Annotated in this window: 19 protein-coding genes; 7 read left to right on the forward strand and 12 right to left on the reverse strand. The window is 67.9% G+C overall.

Going from position 1 to position 15,127, the window contains the following annotated elements; all coding sequences use genetic code 11:
- Positions 1–223: 223 nt before the first annotated feature.
- The 3 genes from KIS93_RS32545 to KIS93_RS67680 are packed head-to-tail and all read right to left on the reverse strand — an operon-like array spanning position 224 to position 1,530.
- Positions 224–700, reverse strand: a complete 477-nt coding sequence (locus KIS93_RS32545; RefSeq protein ID WP_155128805.1) for a hypothetical protein — start codon at positions 698–700, stop codon at positions 224–226.
- A complete protein-coding gene (locus tag KIS93_RS32550; protein ID WP_155128803.1) occupies positions 697–1,350 on the reverse strand; it encodes a helix-turn-helix transcriptional regulator in 654 nt (217 codons plus the stop codon). The genes KIS93_RS32545 and KIS93_RS32550 overlap by 4 nt, the downstream gene beginning before the upstream one ends.
- Before the next feature lie 57 nt (positions 1,351–1,407).
- Positions 1,408–1,530, reverse strand: coding sequence for a hypothetical protein (locus KIS93_RS67680; RefSeq protein WP_268966908.1), 123 nt, complete (start codon positions 1,528–1,530; stop codon positions 1,408–1,410).
- A 618-nt stretch (positions 1,531–2,148) separates the two neighbouring features.
- Here KIS93_RS67680 and KIS93_RS32560 point away from each other — a divergent pair.
- On the forward strand, positions 2,149–2,493 hold the full coding sequence (locus KIS93_RS32560) for a hypothetical protein (protein WP_155128801.1): 345 nt from the start codon (positions 2,149–2,151) through the stop codon (positions 2,491–2,493).
- Positions 2,494–2,644: 151 nt separating this feature from the next.
- Here KIS93_RS32560 and KIS93_RS32565 read toward each other — a convergent pair whose 3' ends face one another.
- From KIS93_RS32565 to KIS93_RS32580, 4 genes are all read right to left on the reverse strand, one after another.
- The gene (locus KIS93_RS32565) at positions 2,645–3,193 is read right to left on the reverse strand and encodes an EF-hand domain-containing protein (RefSeq protein ID WP_080044063.1); all 549 of its coding nucleotides are present in this window, start codon (positions 3,191–3,193) and stop codon (positions 2,645–2,647) included.
- A 286-nt stretch (positions 3,194–3,479) separates the two neighbouring features.
- On the reverse strand, positions 3,480–4,499 hold the full coding sequence (locus KIS93_RS32570; RefSeq protein ID WP_080044062.1) for a hypothetical protein: 1,020 nt from the start codon (positions 4,497–4,499) through the stop codon (positions 3,480–3,482).
- A gap of 479 nt (positions 4,500–4,978) precedes the next feature.
- Positions 4,979–5,473, reverse strand: coding sequence for a hypothetical protein (locus KIS93_RS32575; RefSeq protein ID WP_080044061.1), 495 nt, complete (start codon positions 5,471–5,473; stop codon positions 4,979–4,981).
- Between the two features lie 211 nt (positions 5,474–5,684).
- Positions 5,685–6,722: an AraC family transcriptional regulator gene (locus KIS93_RS32580; protein WP_080044060.1), complete on the reverse strand. Its 1,038-nt coding sequence runs from the start codon at positions 6,720–6,722 to the stop codon at positions 5,685–5,687.
- 163 nt (positions 6,723–6,885) lie between these two features.
- On the opposite strand from KIS93_RS32580, the gene KIS93_RS32585 reads away from it, so the two are divergent.
- Positions 6,886–7,629 (forward strand): SDR family oxidoreductase, encoded by a 744-nt coding sequence (locus KIS93_RS32585; RefSeq protein WP_080044059.1) that lies wholly within the window; start codon positions 6,886–6,888, stop codon positions 7,627–7,629.
- Between the two features lie 113 nt (positions 7,630–7,742).
- On the opposite strand, the gene KIS93_RS32590 is transcribed toward KIS93_RS32585, so the two are convergent.
- Positions 7,743–8,663, reverse strand: coding sequence for an NADP-dependent oxidoreductase (locus KIS93_RS32590; protein WP_080044058.1), 921 nt, complete (start codon positions 8,661–8,663; stop codon positions 7,743–7,745).
- Between the two features lie 33 nt (positions 8,664–8,696).
- Positions 8,697–9,335 carry an HD domain-containing protein gene (locus KIS93_RS32595; protein WP_080047369.1) on the reverse strand — a complete coding sequence of 213 codons (639 nt, stop codon included), beginning with the start codon at positions 9,333–9,335 and terminating at the stop codon, positions 8,697–8,699.
- A 275-nt stretch (positions 9,336–9,610) separates the two neighbouring features.
- Between KIS93_RS32595 and KIS93_RS32600 the strand changes: the two genes are divergently transcribed.
- On the forward strand, positions 9,611–10,024 hold the full coding sequence (locus tag KIS93_RS32600; protein WP_080044057.1) for a hypothetical protein: 414 nt from the start codon (positions 9,611–9,613) through the stop codon (positions 10,022–10,024).
- 111 nt (positions 10,025–10,135) lie between these two features.
- Here KIS93_RS32600 and KIS93_RS32605 read toward each other — a convergent pair whose 3' ends face one another.
- Positions 10,136–10,303: a hypothetical protein gene (locus KIS93_RS32605; protein WP_155128799.1), complete on the reverse strand. Its 168-nt coding sequence runs from the start codon at positions 10,301–10,303 to the stop codon at positions 10,136–10,138.
- A 295-nt stretch (positions 10,304–10,598) separates the two neighbouring features.
- Between KIS93_RS32605 and KIS93_RS32610 the strand changes: the two genes are divergently transcribed.
- Complete coding sequence (locus KIS93_RS32610; RefSeq protein ID WP_080044056.1) at positions 10,599–10,955, forward strand: hypothetical protein; 357 nt, start codon at positions 10,599–10,601, stop codon at positions 10,953–10,955.
- A 47-nt stretch (positions 10,956–11,002) separates the two neighbouring features.
- Here KIS93_RS32610 and KIS93_RS32615 read toward each other — a convergent pair whose 3' ends face one another.
- Positions 11,003–11,413, reverse strand: coding sequence for a hypothetical protein (locus KIS93_RS32615; RefSeq protein ID WP_080044055.1), 411 nt, complete (start codon positions 11,411–11,413; stop codon positions 11,003–11,005).
- A gap of 203 nt (positions 11,414–11,616) precedes the next feature.
- On the opposite strand from KIS93_RS32615, the gene KIS93_RS32620 reads away from it, so the two are divergent.
- On the forward strand, positions 11,617–12,522 hold the full coding sequence (locus KIS93_RS32620) for a hypothetical protein (protein ID WP_080044054.1): 906 nt from the start codon (positions 11,617–11,619) through the stop codon (positions 12,520–12,522).
- Here the strand turns inward: KIS93_RS32620 and KIS93_RS32625 are convergent.
- A complete protein-coding gene (locus KIS93_RS32625) occupies positions 12,498–13,310 on the reverse strand; it encodes a hypothetical protein (RefSeq protein ID WP_080044053.1) in 813 nt (270 codons plus the stop codon). The two genes, KIS93_RS32620 and KIS93_RS32625, sit on opposite strands and share 25 nt — an antisense overlap.
- Before the next feature lie 138 nt (positions 13,311–13,448).
- On the opposite strand from KIS93_RS32625, the gene KIS93_RS32630 reads away from it, so the two are divergent.
- Positions 13,449–14,150 carry a vWA domain-containing protein gene (locus KIS93_RS32630; protein WP_186404541.1) on the forward strand — a complete coding sequence of 234 codons (702 nt, stop codon included), beginning with the start codon at positions 13,449–13,451 and terminating at the stop codon, positions 14,148–14,150.
- Positions 14,147–15,127, forward strand: a complete 981-nt coding sequence (locus KIS93_RS32635; protein WP_080044051.1) for a protein phosphatase 2C domain-containing protein — start codon at positions 14,147–14,149, stop codon at positions 15,125–15,127. The genes KIS93_RS32630 and KIS93_RS32635 overlap by 4 nt, the downstream gene beginning before the upstream one ends.

Genomic DNA, 15,127 nt, shown 5'->3' on the forward strand with positions numbered 1-15,127 from the left:
GGGGCTTCAGCCGTACTCTTCCAGTCGAGCCAAGCCTCGACCCTGCATGCCGTTGCTTCGCTCAGCCGTTCTTTCATTCTGGCTCATCGAGAGGCGTGGTCCGACACCGTAGCGTTTGTTGCGTGGCTGCTCGAACACGTGAAGCCGAGGACGGTATTCCATGTTTGAGTTTCCGCAAGAGTATATGCGGCTGGGTTCGGGCAACCCGTCGGCAAGCTACCTGTCACTTGTCATGGCGACTGAGTTCTACGCTTCCTCGGTGAAGTATCCCAAGCACCGGAGCTTTGGTATTGATCTTCCTGGCGCCACTAGTGATGGCCTCGCGAAGAAACGGAAAAATAGCGGGCACGCCCTCATTCTCGGCAAAGGCTTTCAGCGCCTCTTCGCTGAGCTCGATCTGCTGCTCCTCTGCTGTATCGTTTTGAGCGCCTCCTTTGTCCTCCTTGAGTTCATAGACAGCCGCAGCGTCGGCAATGAGTAGGGCCTGAGGGGTCTTGACTACCAAGCGGCCGCGCACTGATATGCTTCGCCCGTTTATGTTCTGCAGCACGCTGAGGTGATGCGTGGTTCGCTCCGGCGGGCTCTCCTGTTCATCGGGTATGGCATTCCAGTGTCGGCTGGAGACTTCGATGAAGTATATGTTCTTGAGCTCCAGCTCGGCTTCGAGATCTATCTCGCGGGTGCTACGCTGAAGGCTCATTTAATTGCTACCTTGCAATCGAGAGATCCTGAAATGGTCCAGTTGTTGGATGCCATGGGAATCTGAGGGCTCTCTTCGACTTCAATCAGTTCAAGAGTGGCCTCATAGGTCGCCAGGACGCCGATATCGCGATTGCGGCGCCAACGCTCTATCGATGGCTTTGTCCTGTGCTGCAACTTGCAGTTCAAAGCGGAATCGATATCAGCCATGTCGATTCGATTGGGACGAGCAACGCCATCATCCAAGCCCTGTTGCTTGAGCCAGGCGTTGACTTCTACCCAGAGCCACACTTGCGTACGGCCGGCCGTTCCTTCCGAAGCGGGAAATGGGGTCACACCTTTGTGCCGGCGCTGACCAGTGACCCACTGGTGCACGTTCTGGCGTGTCACCCCGACCCGCTCGGCGATCTCTGGGATGCCTACCAGGTCTCTATGCAGGCGCAGCAGTCGCAGGGCGGGGACGTGGTCGGCGACCGACCTTGCAGCGTTCATCGCTGCATCGAGTGCATCGTCTCCGTCGGCGGCGATGTCGAGGAGATCTACGCCGCCACCACGGAAGAGCAATGCGTCGAGCTCCCGTTCTAGGACCTCGACGGCCGTGGCGTCGTCGACAGACGCGCCGTCAACCACGAAGCGGAACTCGTATTCCATGACGCCCCCTTCTACCGTTGAGCTTCGCAGCCCTGTTGACAATCGTCAACAGTATCTTCAGTGTTGCCGATCCATGCCGGTCAGCGCCCTGCGGGGGTCGTCGGAATCCATGGGGCAGAGCTGGGCGGCGTTGTTGATCCTGCGTACAGTGCGCCCGACGTTGGCGGGCGTGCTGCCCACAGGGATGGTTGTGCACTTGTTCTCGCACGGGCAGTACAGTCGAAAGCCGTGGCCCTCTCGGCGAAGGCTCCACCCCATGTCCACCCAGTGTTTGAGGGCTCTCCTGATGTCCTTGTCTGTGTGCTCGGACGGGTCCATCGATTTTCCCGTCATCACCTGGCCCTCCCGTGCGTGACGAAGGCTCAGTTTGCCATCTCTTGGGATTTCGTTAAGGCGATCGACGCTACGCGGATAAAAGGACCGCTTTCTCCTGGTCTGATCCACTTCACAGCCCCCAGGGTCGAGGCCGGCGCTGCCTCGCGCGATATCGGCGGGATGATCTTCACCTACGAGGGGGCGAGAGCCGCACTACTGGGTCGGGGCCGGATGCAGTCGTGAATGTCGGCCCGCTGTGAAACAGGTCGGTCGCCGTCGGGCTGCGGAGAAGATGCAGACGGGAAGTATGTCCGTCGTGCCTTCAGCGTGCCATCAAGGGTGGCCAAAAAGGGAAGTCGCGATCCCCGGCGGACTGGCTACGGTTAGGTACTCACTTCGGCTGCCTAAGGTTATTGCACTCCGTATGGCAGCATCTCGGTACCGAAGTCGAAGCGCCCGTCGAAGGGTGCGAAGGGGGCGTCTATGCGCCTGTTGAGGCTCCTTGCGGAGTGGTTCTGGCGAGTAGACACGTTATTGGGAGGCGATGTCAGGCCACATCGAGGTCAGCGGTTTGCGGCGGCTCACCCCGTGCGCCTCGGGTTGATCGTGGGCGCCTCTACCGGAGGTCTTCTCGGGGTCATCGTGCTGATGAGTGCCGCGCTCGGAGCAGAACACGCCTTGACGCTGACGTCCTTGCTCGTGTGTATCGGCGGTGCGGTCGTCACGGCGGTTGCCTTCATCGCCCTCGGCTACTACGGACGCTTCCAGCAGCGACACTACGGGCATTACCCGCACGAGGCTCAGGACGAGGTTGGTGACAAGGAATAGCACCTGCGACCGGCTGATGCCCGCCCGGGCAGCTCGTGCCGTCGAAGTGGCCATTCTCCGGTGAGAAAGCTCTTCGTGGCCGACTGGGGCGGGCTTGCCGCTCTAGAGATTGGCGGCTTGTGTGAAGGTGCCGCCGCACAAGTACGCGGGCTCAGGTGCGGCCCAGCATCCAGGTGCCGGGGTCGGAGGGGTTTTCACTGGTGAGGATGGCGTGGACGCCCTCAAGGAACTCCTGGCGGTTGAGCCGGCCGTCGCCGTCGTTGTCGAGGCGGGTGAAGGCCAGCTCTCCGATCTTTCCGTCGAGGTCCATGGCGGTGTAGAAGCGGACGTACTCCTGGAGGGAGATGGATCCGTCGGCGTCGGTGTCGGTGGCGTCGAACAGGGGAGCGGCCAGGCGGAGGACGACCTCGGCGTGACCGTCCGCCGATCGGCCCGCACCGTTGGTTGCGGCGGTCAGGTATTCCGTGGAGCTCACCGAGTCGTCGTGGTCGATGTCGGCCACGGTGCGGAGGTGCTCCCACCAGTCCGCGAAGCCCTGCCTGATGGCCTGGTGGTGGGGAGAGTCGGGGTCGGGGGCGAGGGCGGCGCAGAACTGGTCGGCCCTCAGGGTGAAGTCGGCGGCGGTCAGTCGGTTGTCACCGTTGGTGTCCAGGGCGGCGAAGATGAGGGCGAGGTTGGACGCGGTGAGCGATGAGGACATGGCAAGCCTCCGGATCAGGGGGAAGGAACGTTATTCCCTCGAAGCTCGCTCAACGTAGCAGCAGGATTACTGCAGGTAAACGCGTGGTCACGCTCCCATGCCATTCGCGTTGCTTGATACGCCGGTGCTGACGCCGAGCGGGCGCTGGCCGCTCCGCCTGGCGTTGGGTCAGCGCTCAGAGGCAATGTGGATGGACCTGGACGAAGCGGTGTCCGGCCTACGTGTCCGCTCTCCGTGGCCGCCCTGCGTGGCCGCTTTGGCTGGGCCATGCGGCCGAGGGTGATGGTCAGGATGGCGGAGAGGTGCGGCGGAGTCGTACCACAACGAAGGCGAGCAGCCCGAGGGCGGCCAGCGAGAAGATCGCGTTGCCGATGAGGTCCACATGGGCGGGTGCGGGGAAGCTCGGCGGTTGAGGGAAGCTGTGCCAGGCGTAGGTGAGCAGGCCGGCGGCGCTCAGGGCGAGCTTGTGCCAGGGGCCCCAGCCCGTGCGGCGGGACCAGCGCAGGATGAGCAGGGTCATGGTGGTGTAGAGCGTCAGGTAGAAGCCGACCGTGATCCACGCGGGAACGACGGACTCCAGCTTGATGCCCACCAGGGCGAGCAGAGTGGGGAGCCAGAACGCCAGCCCGGCCGCGATGGTGATCGTGAAGACGGTCCATGGGGCGGGTGATGTGGTGGCGAGGACGGTCCAGGGGGTGGGTGATGCGGTTGAGAGGACGGGGCGGCGGAATCGGGCGGACAGGAATGCGGCGGTGATCAGGGCGGTGGCTGTGATCAGTGTCCAGGTGATCTGAGCGGCCGACAACGGGTAGAGGGTCGGGCCGGCGAAGGCGATGGGGACCGCGCCGCCCAGCAGGAACAGGAGGGCTGACACCGTGAGGCCGACCTTGCCGAGCCAGGGCGTGTCCGGCCGGCGTGAGGCCGTTTCGACCATCGAGATCGGTACTGCGATGCTCCACACCCCATGGATGGCCAGCACGAACACGGTCCAGTACGCGCCAATGCCCAGCGCCGGGATGAACCCGTAGTCGAGCAACCGCAGACCCACATAATTCGGGTCGAACAGCGATCGGGTGAGCAGGCCCTCCTCGATCACGGCATAAGCGAGCCCGAGCAGGATGATCCCCGGCCACCCCAACCGCCACCGGCGGGCGACCTCGCGGATCAGCAGCGCGCCGCCGCCGTAGAGGGGGATCAATCCGATGATCATCGGTAGGGCGTTGATGGCGATGTTGCCCAGCAGGTACTCGCCGACCAGCGGCGCGAGAATCAGCAGGCCCAGTGCTGGAAGAGTGCGTTTGAACACGTCTGCGCTCACCACGTGGGGAGCTCTGGGAGCAGGGGCGTCCGCGATGGGGCGGGATTGAAGGGGTGGGTGGGTTCGCGGTCGGGGGATGGAGATGCCGAATCGCCGCGATAGTACGTGTTCATCACAATCGAAAGCTACGTTGCCTTCAGAAATTGTGTCAATGCGAGAATGTGCATTGCTGCAGGTAGAGGGCGTTATATTGATGCGTTGGCGCTGGAGCTTAATGCAATGAAACGTTGCATTGGATGATTGCGAATGCAATAGTTCATCATGTCGGAAGGAAGGAAGGAGGGAAGGGTTATCTCATGGGAGTGCCGGCGCGTCGAGGCCGGCCTCACCGAAGGGCATCTTCGTCCTCGACGGCATCGCGGGTGCCATATGCGCGACCGTGCGGGTCGTAGAGATCGTCGTTCCAGGAAAGGCGCAGGTGAAGCCCGCGCCTTTCCGGTTCGCGCCGAGAGCTTCTGACGGCTCGGTCAGTTGTACGGGTTGTCGTAGGTCACGGACTTCGTGCGGCTGTTGTACGTCTGGCCGGGATAGAACCAGCCGCCCGTCACGTACACGGTGATGTTCGTGACCGTCGTGTAGTGGGTGTACTCACCGTCGTGGAGGTACAGGTACAGCTGACATCCGGGGGGAGCCGTCGCGGTGCCTGTCTGGGAGGGGTAGATGACGGTGCTGCCGTTCACTGAGACGTAGAAGTTCGGCTTGGGGTAGGAGCCGCTGCCCCAGCACAGCTGGAGCGAGTACTTGAACTTCGTGTTGCCGTCGTCGAACGCGACGGTGCCGGTCAGCTGGGCGAGCAGGAGCGGAGGGCCGGCGTTCGACGTCACGGCGATGTAGACGGGCTGGTCGGGGCCGTAGGCGGCGTGGGCGGGGGTGACGGGGGACAGCATGGCCGCGAGGGTCGCGAGGACGATGGTGACGGAGGCGGCGATGCGACGCACGGTGGAGCGCTTGGAACGTGTCAATTCCAACCTCATCTCGGTGTGGATGTCGGCGGGGCGCGCACGGAGAGTACGGGCGGGGCCCGCGGGCGTCCAGGGAGACGATGGGGGCCGCTGATTCGGGCGGGATCTAACCCGTTCCTTGGTTGATCTCGTGAGGAGGGGCGGGCGGATGTGCCCGCAGGTCAGGGAGTGGTTGTGTGGGGCCGTAATGTCGGCGTCAGTGGTGAAATTTTCATCTTCCGGGTGAGGCTTCCGGTGAGACGTCGTTCGGCTGTCTCATGCCTGGAGAGGCATGCGTGCGGTAGCGGCCGGGGGACATGCCGTACGCGCGGGTGAAGGCGCGGCTGAAGGCCGGGACAGAGCCGTAACCGACGGTGGCGGCGATGGTCTCCACGGAGTCGTGCGTGTCGCGGAGGCGTACGGCCGCGAGGTCCATGCGCCACTGCGTCAGGTAGGCGGCGGGGCTCTGGCCGATGGCCGCCGGGAAGCGGCGCGAGAGCGTCGCGCGGGAGACCGCGATCGCGGACGCGAGCGTGGCGGTCGTCCACTGCTCCGCGGGGTTCTGGTGGATGAGCTCCAGGGCCTGGCGGACGATCGGGTCGTCGAGCATGCCCAGCCAGGTGCCGCGCTGCTCCGGCGGGCGGGTGGCGAGCCAGGCGCGCAGGAGCTGGATCAGCATGATGTCGACCAGGCTGTTGAGTACGGCCGTCGTCGCGATCTGCGGGTTGGCCAGCTCGCGGCCGAGCATGCGGACGGCGTCGTCGAAGCAGGCCGCGCCCACCTCGGCGCCGACGTGCACGAGGTCGGGGAGCCTGGTCAGCACCTGGGTGCGGACGGCCGGGTCGCAGACGTAGTGGATGGTGACGAGCCGCGTTCGGACGGGTGGGGTGCCGAGCTGGAGCGTCCTGCTCTCCCCATGTGCGAGTGGGGTGCCGAGCCCGACTGGCCCGCCGCGTTCGTGCAGGGGTGGTGTGCCGAGCCCAGCCGGCCCGTTGCCGTTCGCGTGGGTGCGTGCCACATCCTGGGCGGCGCCGGGCGCGTCGCCCAGCGTGTGCGGGGTACCGGGAGGCAGGAGGACGACGTCCCCTGCGGTCAGCTGCAGCGGCTCGCGGTCCGGGACGGTGAGCCAGGCGCTGCCCGAGGTGACGGCGTGCATGGCCGATCCGGGGTGGCCGTCCAGTTTGAGGGTCCAGCTGTCGCCCGCCTCGATGCGGGTGCCCAGCGTGCCTCGGACGCCGGACACCGAGAGCACGTCGGCGAGCAGGTCCATACGGCGATCTTACCATTCACGCCAGAAGGGATGAGGCAGACGGTCAATTCTTCGAGCCAGAAGAGCATCGACTGTCGCAGGGCGGGCTTCGTACGGTTTCTCGTGCGGGCTCGGACGTACCGGGCACGCACGCACGTACAAGAACCTTTGAGGAGAGAAGAACATGCGACTGCACGGAGCCACCGCCCTCGTCACGGGCGCCGGCCGCGACCTCGGCCGCGACTTCGCCGAGCAACTGCTGGAGCGGGGTGCGGCGAAGGTGTACGCGACCGCGCGCCGTCCGGAGCTCATCGACCTTCCCGGCGTCGTGCCGCTGCGGCTCGACGTGACCGACCCGGAGTCGGTGGCCGCGGCGGCGGAGGCGGCGGGCGATGTCGACCTGCTGGTCAACAACGCCGGCGTCTCCTTGGGGGTGGATCTGATCCACGGTGACCTCGACCGGATCCGGCTGACCCTCGACACCCACCTCTACGGCACCCTCGCCATGATCCGCGCCTTCGCCCCCATCCTCGCCGCCAACGGCGGTGGCGCCATTCTCAACGTCCTGTCGGTCCTGTCCTTTCAGAGCTTTCTCGGTAACAACGCCTATGCCGTCGCCAAAGCCGCGCAGTGGAGCCTGACCAATGGTGTTCGTGTCGAGCTCGCCGGCCAGGGCACCCTGGTCGCCGGGCTGGTGTTCGGGCCGACGGCGACCGAGACGATGCGGGCTTTCGCCGAAAAGAACTTGGGAGGCGGATCGCTTCCGGACGGCGTGATGAACGACCCTGTGGACATTGTCCGTGCCGCGCTCGACGGGATCGAAGCCGGGAAAGTCGAGATTCTCGCCGACGGTTATGGGGTGGCGGCGAAGGCTTCGCTCGCCGGCGATCCGAGCCCTTTCGTCTTGGATGCCGTGACGGCTGGATAAGCGGTACGAGGCCGTGGCCGTCCCTCGAAAGGGGCTCGAAATGCGCGATGGGGAGGTGGTCCGGTCGCAGGAGTGACCGAAGCCGGTGATTCCATACGGGTGCGCGGTGTCCCTTACTCGTCCGCGACCTGAATGATCGTCCTGCCGTGCGTACGGTGGCGGCGGGCGAAGGCGGCGGCCGTTTCGGAAAGCGGTCTCACGGCGCCGACGATGGGCTTGAGCCGGCCGTCCCGGACGCGTTGGGCGAGGTCGGAGAGCCGTGCCCGGTCGGGTTCGACGACGAAGAAGACGGCTCGCCCGTCCTTGGGTTGTGTGGTGGGCGGCGTGGCGATGGTGACGAGGGTGCCGCCCGCGCGGACCAGCTCGGCCGAGCGCCGCAGGACGTCCCCGCCGATGACGTCGAACACCACGTCCACCTCCCCCACCTGCCCCAGCTCGTCGGCGTCCAGGTCGAGGAACGCCCGCGCGCCGAGGTCCAGCACCACGTCACGGTCGGCGGCCCGGCCGGTGCCGATGACGACGGCGCCGGCCTCCCGGGCGAGCTGCACGGCGATCGAGCCGACGCCGCCCGCCGCACCGTGGACGAGGACGGTCTGGCCGGTCGTGAGACGGCCGTGGTCGAACAGCCCCTGCCACGCGGTCAGCCCCGAGATCGGCAGCGCGGCGGCCACGGTGTGATCGAGGTCGGCGGCGAGCGGAGCGAGGTTGCGGGCCTCCACCGCCGTGTACTCGGCCAGGGAGCCGTTGCGGGCCCAGTCGGTCAGCCCGAACACCCGCTGGCCCACGGTCAGCCCGGTGGTGCCGTAGCCGAGCTCGACCACGGTGCCGGACACCTCGTGCCCGGGAATGGTGGGCGTCCGGTCGCGGCCGGCGCGGTCGGTCCACGTGGCGGGCCAGTCGAGCTCCCCAGGGGTGAAGCCGGCGGCGTGCACGCGGACGATGACGTCGTTCTCGGCGGCATGCGGGTACGGCAGGTCCGCGAGGGTGAGGCCGTCTACCCCCGCGTCACGGTCTTGCGCGATGATCGCTCGCATACGCGGATCCTTTCACCAGGGACGCCGGCCCGGTCAGCTCGGCCACGCTGAGCCGGCGACGCGCTCGACCATCGTCGTACGACGGTAGCCGGGAATGAAGTGCTCGATCACGTCGGAGTTCACGGTGCCGTTCGTGGTCTCCGGACGGTCCTTCTGCCCGTCGAAGTAGGTGCGCAGGAACTCGTTCTTGAAGTCGCCCCTCGGATGGGCGGCGACGATCTCGTCCAGCCGCTCCTGCTCCAGCTCGCCCAGGCCGAAGCCGAGGATGTCCGTCAGGACGCCGAGGTGCGTGGTGGCGATCAGCGGAGCCATCCGCTCGGGGATGCCGGGCGTGGTGTGCAGCGCGATCGCCGTCCAGACGCTCTCGGCGGCGTCCTGCGGGAAGCCCCGGTCGAGGAGGAACGCGCGGGCGTGGTCGGCGCCGTCGACCTCGAAACGCTGCTCCACGTCGGAGAAGCGGTTCGTGAGGCCGGTGTCGTGGAACATGGCCGCCAGGTAGAGCAGCTCCGGGTCCGGCTCCACGCCGAGCCGGTGGGCGTGCATCAGGCTGAACAGGAAGACCCGCCGGGAATGGTGGTAGATGAGCGGGCTGGTCATCTCGCGCATGAGGGTGGTGGCTTCGGTGGCCGCCGCCGTCCCGGGGATCTCCAGCCCTGCGATGACCTCTGACATGATCTTCGGGCTCTCTGTGAGGCAGGTGCGTCCGCCTTCCATGCTGCCTACCTCACGGGGCACGGCACCGCCTCGCCACGGCAAAAAGCTCACATACCCGGACGGACCGCGCCGCCCGTGTCGGGCGCTGTCATGTCAGTGGCCGCGTCAGGACGGTGACGCTCCCGTATCAGGACGGTCGGCGAAGGTTGAGCCCATGAACGGCACGGCGCCCACGGCCTGAAGGCCGACACGGAACCGTACCGAACCGGACACGAACACAGGAGCACACCACCATGACCATCACCCTCGCCCTCACCGACCAGGACAAGGCCACCCTCCGCACCGCCGCGTACGGCGCCGTCGCCCTGCTCTCCGCCGCCGACGCCACCGGCAAGCCCCACAAGATCGCCACCACCGGCTCCATCGCCCTGTCCTCGGCCATCGGCGCCACCGGCCACGTGCTCGCCGCCAAGACCAGGGACATCGACCTGTACGGCAAGTCGGTGGCCGAGCTCGCCGACCGCGTCCTGCCCGCCCTGACGCAGTCCATAACCCTGCTCAACCGGCAGGACCCGGCGGAGGCCGACAACTTCCGCGGCATCGTCCTCACCGCCATCGAGGCGGCCACCCAGGTCCACCAGGGCCGCCCCGGCCCCGTCCTGACGGACATGATCGCCAAGATCGCCGGAGCTCTGGACGCCGCCTGACGACGATGCCGACCTCCCACAGCCCGTCACGGGGTCCCACCCGGACCCCGTGACGCGGGCACTGATCCGGACACGTCCGAGGGGCGAGCGCCGGCATACAGCCCGCCAGGGTCACGGTCTCATCGCGAGGGCGTGGACGGCCTCCTCCAGCTTCTCCAGCCCCTGCCTGAGAACCTCCGCCTGATGTAAGGTCGCCCACACCTGGGCCGCGCCCACATCCCCCTGTTGCAGCGCCTGCCGGGCGGCGTTCTCGTAGTCGGTCTTGTCTGTCGGCTCCACGTGCTCCTCCTCGCCTCAGACTTACTGGGGCCTTCGACGTACGTACGATCACTCACCCTTCCCAGGAATCCGGCTGTCAGCGTGAAGACGGATCGGTGGTTCGCCGAAGTACGGATGTTCCGAGGTAACCGCCTGAAAGGCCGGCGTGCATGACAGCTCCCCCCAAGGATCACCCCAAGGACTCGGCGCCTCCCCATGAGGCCACCGACGCCCAGGTGATCGAGGCGTCCTGGCGTGACCCCGATCGGTTCGCCGTCGTTTTCGACCGCTATTTCGCCTCTATCCACCGTTACGCGTGTTGCTGCGGGCGGCGCAGAACCCGCTCACCTCCTCCAAGGCGAGGGCCACGGTCTTCGGCGTGCTGGCGAGGATGCCGGCCGTGACCGTCGTCCCCGACCTCACCGACCCCGCGGGACGGCGCGGGGTGGGGGCGTCGATCACGCTGGAGACCCCGGACGGCGGCTGGGAGCGAGGGGAGCTCATCTTCGAGCCCGACACCTACCGGTTCCTCGGGTATCGGAGCTGGATCGGGTTGCGGGAGGGCGGCCGGGTCAGGGAGCTTCCCGGGGCCGGCTCGGCGGTGATCACCGTGAAGGTCGTGGACTCCATGCCGAAGGTCCCGAAGGACGCCGGCAAGCCGCTGTTCTGCTGATCCGGGCGGCGTCGCGGGGCCGGATCGGGCCCCGCGACCCGCGGAGGTCAGGCGGCGTCGAGCGCTTCGGTGATCTTGCGGCTCATGTCGGTCAGCGTGGGGCTGGGGTCGCCGTGACCGCTCCGGGTGGCCGCCTCGACGGCGACGAGGACGGTGCCGCGGAAGTTCGCGGCCTCGGCGGGGGACTGCCGCTTGAGCAGGGCCATGGACGCGGTCAGCGCCGGAAGCACCTGGTCGGCGAGGGCGGCGACGGTCTTGCCGTACTTCACGCCCTTGGGCGCCTTGGCCAGCACGTGCCCGACCGGGCCGGTCGCGGAGGTCAGGGCGATGGAGCCGTGCGTGGCGACCTTGTGGGCCGACCCGGCGGCGCCGGCGGCCGACATCAGCGAGACGGCGCCCCAGGCGGCGATCCGGAGGGTGAGCTGGTCCTGGTCGGTGAGGGTGAGGGTGACGGACATGGCGGGTGCTCCTTCGGCTGGTCGAGCTGCGGTGGAACGGACAGGCGCTGAACCGTTGATGCCGCTACGATCGCGGACCGCCCTGACGCGGGGCCGACACCGCACTGACGCGCCCGCTGACACGGCATGCGGCGCCGCGCCTGTTCTGTCGGTCCCGTACGGCAGGCTGCCGCCTGAACGACGACGACCCAGGAAGGACATCTGTGGCCCGCCTGCTCCGCCATCTCGACGAAGTGCTCTACGCCCAGTACGGCCGGCTCTGCCTCTATGGCGCCACCGACTGCCCGGAGTTCAGCGACGAGGAGGAGGAGATGTACCACGAGAACGTGGACGTCCGCCTGGAGGCGTGGGACGCCGAGCCGCCCGGCCTGGGCCCCGATTGGAGGCCGATCGGGCGGCGGAGCTTCACGGCCGTGACGGGGGTGATCGAGATGGGTGTGCTGGACGACAGCGGCACCCCGTTCCTGATCGGCCCGCCCTGGTTCGAGTACGGCCTGACGGTGCACGTTCATGCCGTCAACTGCCTGCGGTGGTCGTTGCGGTTCTGGCCGGTTCGCGATGTGTTCGACCCGCTCGTGCACGCGAGACCGATGGGCCCGGTCGAGGCCGTGTCCCGCCGGGTGCCCGTGCCGGTGACCACGGCAGGCCAGTGGGCGGCCATGCGGCCGGACGCGACCGGCCGCTCCGGAAGCAGTCAGTGGTGGCCGGCCGGCCGCAGGCTCCACCCGTTCGCGGAGAGCCCGCTTGCCCGCGCTCTGAACCCCGGCCGCATGCCCACGTTCCTGCTCCCGTCGCGCCCGCTCCACGAGGAGCTCGACTTGCGCGACAAGGAGCCGGGCAGCACCTACCGGGCGTGGCGCTGGGAGCGGCGCACCGCCGACGGCCGGCCTGAGGACGGCAACCTCCTGGCGGGCAGGATCGTGCACGTGCGTGACGTGCCGGGCGGTCGCGTTCTGGCCTCGGGGATCGTGACGTTACTCGGCGAGGAGGAGGACGGCCGTCACTACGTCCGCGACGCGGAGCCGCACGAGGCGGCGCGGGTGCTGTGCGCCGAGGAGACCTGGGCCGAAGGGACGGGTGGCGGTCAGAAGGGGCCGACGTCCGGGTAGCCGGCCTTGATGACGGCCTTGCGGGTCTTCGCGTCGAGTTTCTTCTCGCTGATGACCTTGCCGGGAGCCGGCGGATTGATCTTCACCGTGGCGCCCCAACCCGAATACCGGGTGTCGGTGTGGAAGGCCATCTTGTCATATGAGGTGCTGTCGCCGTCCGGATAGGTCGTGGTGTCGACAATCGCGCGGGTGAGCAGGTTGTTCTTGTCGAAGTACAGCTGGAATTCGACGTCGCCCTCGCCGGCCGACTTGTCGTGGCGGAAGTCGGCGAGTTTCGCGGTGCCCGCATATTCGCCGGTCGTCACTTCCGCGGAGTTGTCCAGCATGAACTGCAGGTCCGCAGGTGTGACGCCCATGTCGAGGAGGCTGTTCTCGCGCTCGCTGGTGCGCGCCTGGATCCAGGAACGGCCGGCGGGCAGTGCCTTGGCGATGCCGGGGTTGGTCACGTAGGCGTTCTTGCCCTCGGCGACGACCCGGTAGGGCGGGCTGGCCGCTTTCTGGCGGGAGGACATGCTGACGCGCAGGTCGGCGCCGCGTACGGTGCCCTTGCCGAAGGCGAGGGTGCCGGTGGAGCGGGTGTTCACCTGCACCTGCATCGCCTGCTCGTCGACGCTGAAATCGACGGTGATGCTGCTGGATTCGACGATTTTCACGCCCTTGCCGGGGGCCAGTTGGGCCTTGAGTGCTTTCACCGGGTTCGCCGCCTGCGCGGTCGCGGCGGAGGCCGTCTGGGCGGGTAAGGCCAGCGCGCACAAGGTCACGGCCGCTGCGGCGAGGAAGGTTTTCATCAGCGTCCTTACAAGGGGAGAGATAGGGCAGGGAAAACAGTAAAGGCATGGTGCCGGTGAGATAAGCGATGCCGCGTAACAATCGAGCGCAGATCGATGCTTGCCAAGACCGGCAATCGCCATCAGGATGAAAAGCCGATGAGATCGGCCAACGGGCGCCCGCGCGCCTTCCCCTTCTACATCGTCTGCGACGTGTCGCACTCGATGCACACGGCTCGCGACGACGGACGCCCCACCCCCTTCGAGATTCTCTCCAACTGCGTCGGGGAGCTGCTTTTCGAGCTGGAGGCGGGCGATCCGGGCGTCAGCGAGGCCGCGCACGTCGCCGTGGTGTCCTTCTCCGACAAGGTCGAGCTGGTGCTCCCGCTGACCAGGCCGTGCGACGCGATAAGGGTGCCGGCGCTGCGGCCGGGCCGGCAGACGGACTATCTCGGGGTCTTCAGCGAGCTGGTGAAGATCCTGCAGAAGGATCACCGGAAGCTGTCCAGGCAGTTCGACGTGCGGGCGCCGGTCGTCTTCTTCATCACCGACGGCGAGCCGTACGTCGGCGAATCCCACCAGGACGTCGAGATCTGGGGGCCGGCGCGCGACCGGCTGGCGGCGCTGCAGCCGGCGCCGTACATCGTGGCGCTCGGGTTCGGGACGGTGCGGGAGGAGACCTTACGGCGGGTCGCGTCCACGCTCAGGGGCGAGGTGCTGGCGTTCGCGGGCGAGGTCGCGACGGGGGCGGCCACGGTGCTGCACGGCATCGCGCAGGCCGTCTCCGACAGCATCAGCGCCTCGGTCAACCGGAACACGGCCGTGCTGCGCGGGCCCGACGGGATGCGGCAACTGCGATGATCGCGGCGGCGCTGGCGGGGTTGCTCCTGGCCCGGGGATGGGTGGGCTGGGGGTCGGCGTTGTGGATGGTGACCGGGGCCGTCGGGGGTGGCGGGGCCGTTCTGGCCGGGCAGCTGCTGCTCAGGCGCCGGGCCCGTACCACGACCGACGGCAGGACGCCGCTCGGCCCGCTGCCGCAGCCCCAGCCCGTGCTGCTGGCGGGCGGCGCGGACTCGCGCGCGCCGGGCGTCGCGCTCGACGCCGGCATGCTGGCGCAGACCACGGTACGGGCGGCGAGCCTGCGCGGCCGGCGCCACCGCTATCGGGGCGAGCCGCTGCAAGACGCCTACGCCGTGCGGCTGAGCGCGGACGGCCGCTGGGTGATCGCGGCCGTGGCCGACGGGCTCGGCAGCACGTCGCACGCCGAGCACGCCGCCGCCGTGGCCGTTCGTGCCGCGACGAACCTCTCCCTGACCCCCGACCTCGGCTGGCACGCGGCCTTCGCCACCGTCGCGGGGGAGGTCATGCGCGCCACCGCCCGGCTCCAGCGTGGCGGGCGGAGCGCGTCGGACCCGCCCGCCACGACGCTGACGATCGGCGTGGTCCCTGCGGACGGCCGGCGCGGCATCGCGGCGTGCGCGGCCATCGGCGACTCCCCGGCGCTGTGGCTCCATGACGGCATGTGGACCGAGCTGTTCCCGCCGGAGGGCCGGCGGCCCGGCAACGTCACCTCGTCCTTGCCGGACGACCTCGGTGAGCTGCGCGAACGGCAGATCGATTGGGGGCCGGGCGATGTGCTCGTCCTGTGCAGCGACGGGTTCGGGACGGCGATGGGCGGCGGCGGCAGCCTGCTCGCCCAGCGGCTCGTCACCTCGTGGCGCTCCCCGCCGGCGCTGCGCAGCTTCCTGTGCGACGTGGACTTCCAGCTCTCGACCTACGACGACGACCGGACCGTGCTGGCGTTGTGGGCGGGCCGCCACGACACGGCCGTCCTGTGA

Source organism: [Actinomadura] parvosata subsp. kistnae (assembly GCF_900323885.1).
In the GTDB taxonomy this organism is placed as follows: domain Bacteria; phylum Actinomycetota; class Actinomycetes; order Streptosporangiales; family Streptosporangiaceae; genus Nonomuraea; species Nonomuraea composti.

Bases quoted from the DNA above. Each gene is read 5' to 3' on its own strand.
- KIS93_RS32545 (WP_155128805.1), bottom strand. From the start codon at position 700: ATGAGCCTTCAGCGTAGCACCCGCGAGATAGATCTCGAAGCCGAGCTG.
- KIS93_RS32560 (WP_155128801.1), top strand. From the start codon at position 2,149: ATGCGCCTGTTGAGGCTCCTTGCGGAGTGGTTCTGGCGAGTAGACACG.
- KIS93_RS32590 (WP_080044058.1), bottom strand. From the start codon at position 8,663: ATGCGAGCGATCATCGCGCAAGACCGTGACGCGGGGGTAGACGGCCTC.
- KIS93_RS32595 (WP_080047369.1), bottom strand. From the start codon at position 9,335: ATGTCAGAGGTCATCGCAGGGCTGGAGATCCCCGGGACGGCGGCGGCC.
- KIS93_RS32615 (WP_080044055.1), bottom strand. From the start codon at position 11,413: ATGTCCGTCACCCTCACCCTCACCGACCAGGACCAGCTCACCCTCCGG.
- KIS93_RS32625 (WP_080044053.1), bottom strand. From the start codon at position 13,310: ATGAAAACCTTCCTCGCCGCAGCGGCCGTGACCTTGTGCGCGCTGGCC.
- KIS93_RS32600 (WP_080044057.1), top strand. From the start codon at position 9,611: ATGACCATCACCCTCGCCCTCACCGACCAGGACAAGGCCACCCTCCGC.
- KIS93_RS32550 (WP_155128803.1), bottom strand. From the start codon at position 1,350: ATGGAATACGAGTTCCGCTTCGTGGTTGACGGCGCGTCTGTCGACGAC.
- KIS93_RS32630 (WP_186404541.1), top strand. From the start codon at position 13,449: ATGAGATCGGCCAACGGGCGCCCGCGCGCCTTCCCCTTCTACATCGTC.
- KIS93_RS32585 (WP_080044059.1), top strand. From the start codon at position 6,886: ATGCGACTGCACGGAGCCACCGCCCTCGTCACGGGCGCCGGCCGCGAC.
- KIS93_RS32635 (WP_080044051.1), top strand. From the start codon at position 14,147: ATGATCGCGGCGGCGCTGGCGGGGTTGCTCCTGGCCCGGGGATGGGTG.
- KIS93_RS32565 (WP_080044063.1), bottom strand. From the start codon at position 3,193: ATGTCCTCATCGCTCACCGCGTCCAACCTCGCCCTCATCTTCGCCGCC.
- KIS93_RS32580 (WP_080044060.1), bottom strand. From the start codon at position 6,722: ATGGACCTGCTCGCCGACGTGCTCTCGGTGTCCGGCGTCCGAGGCACG.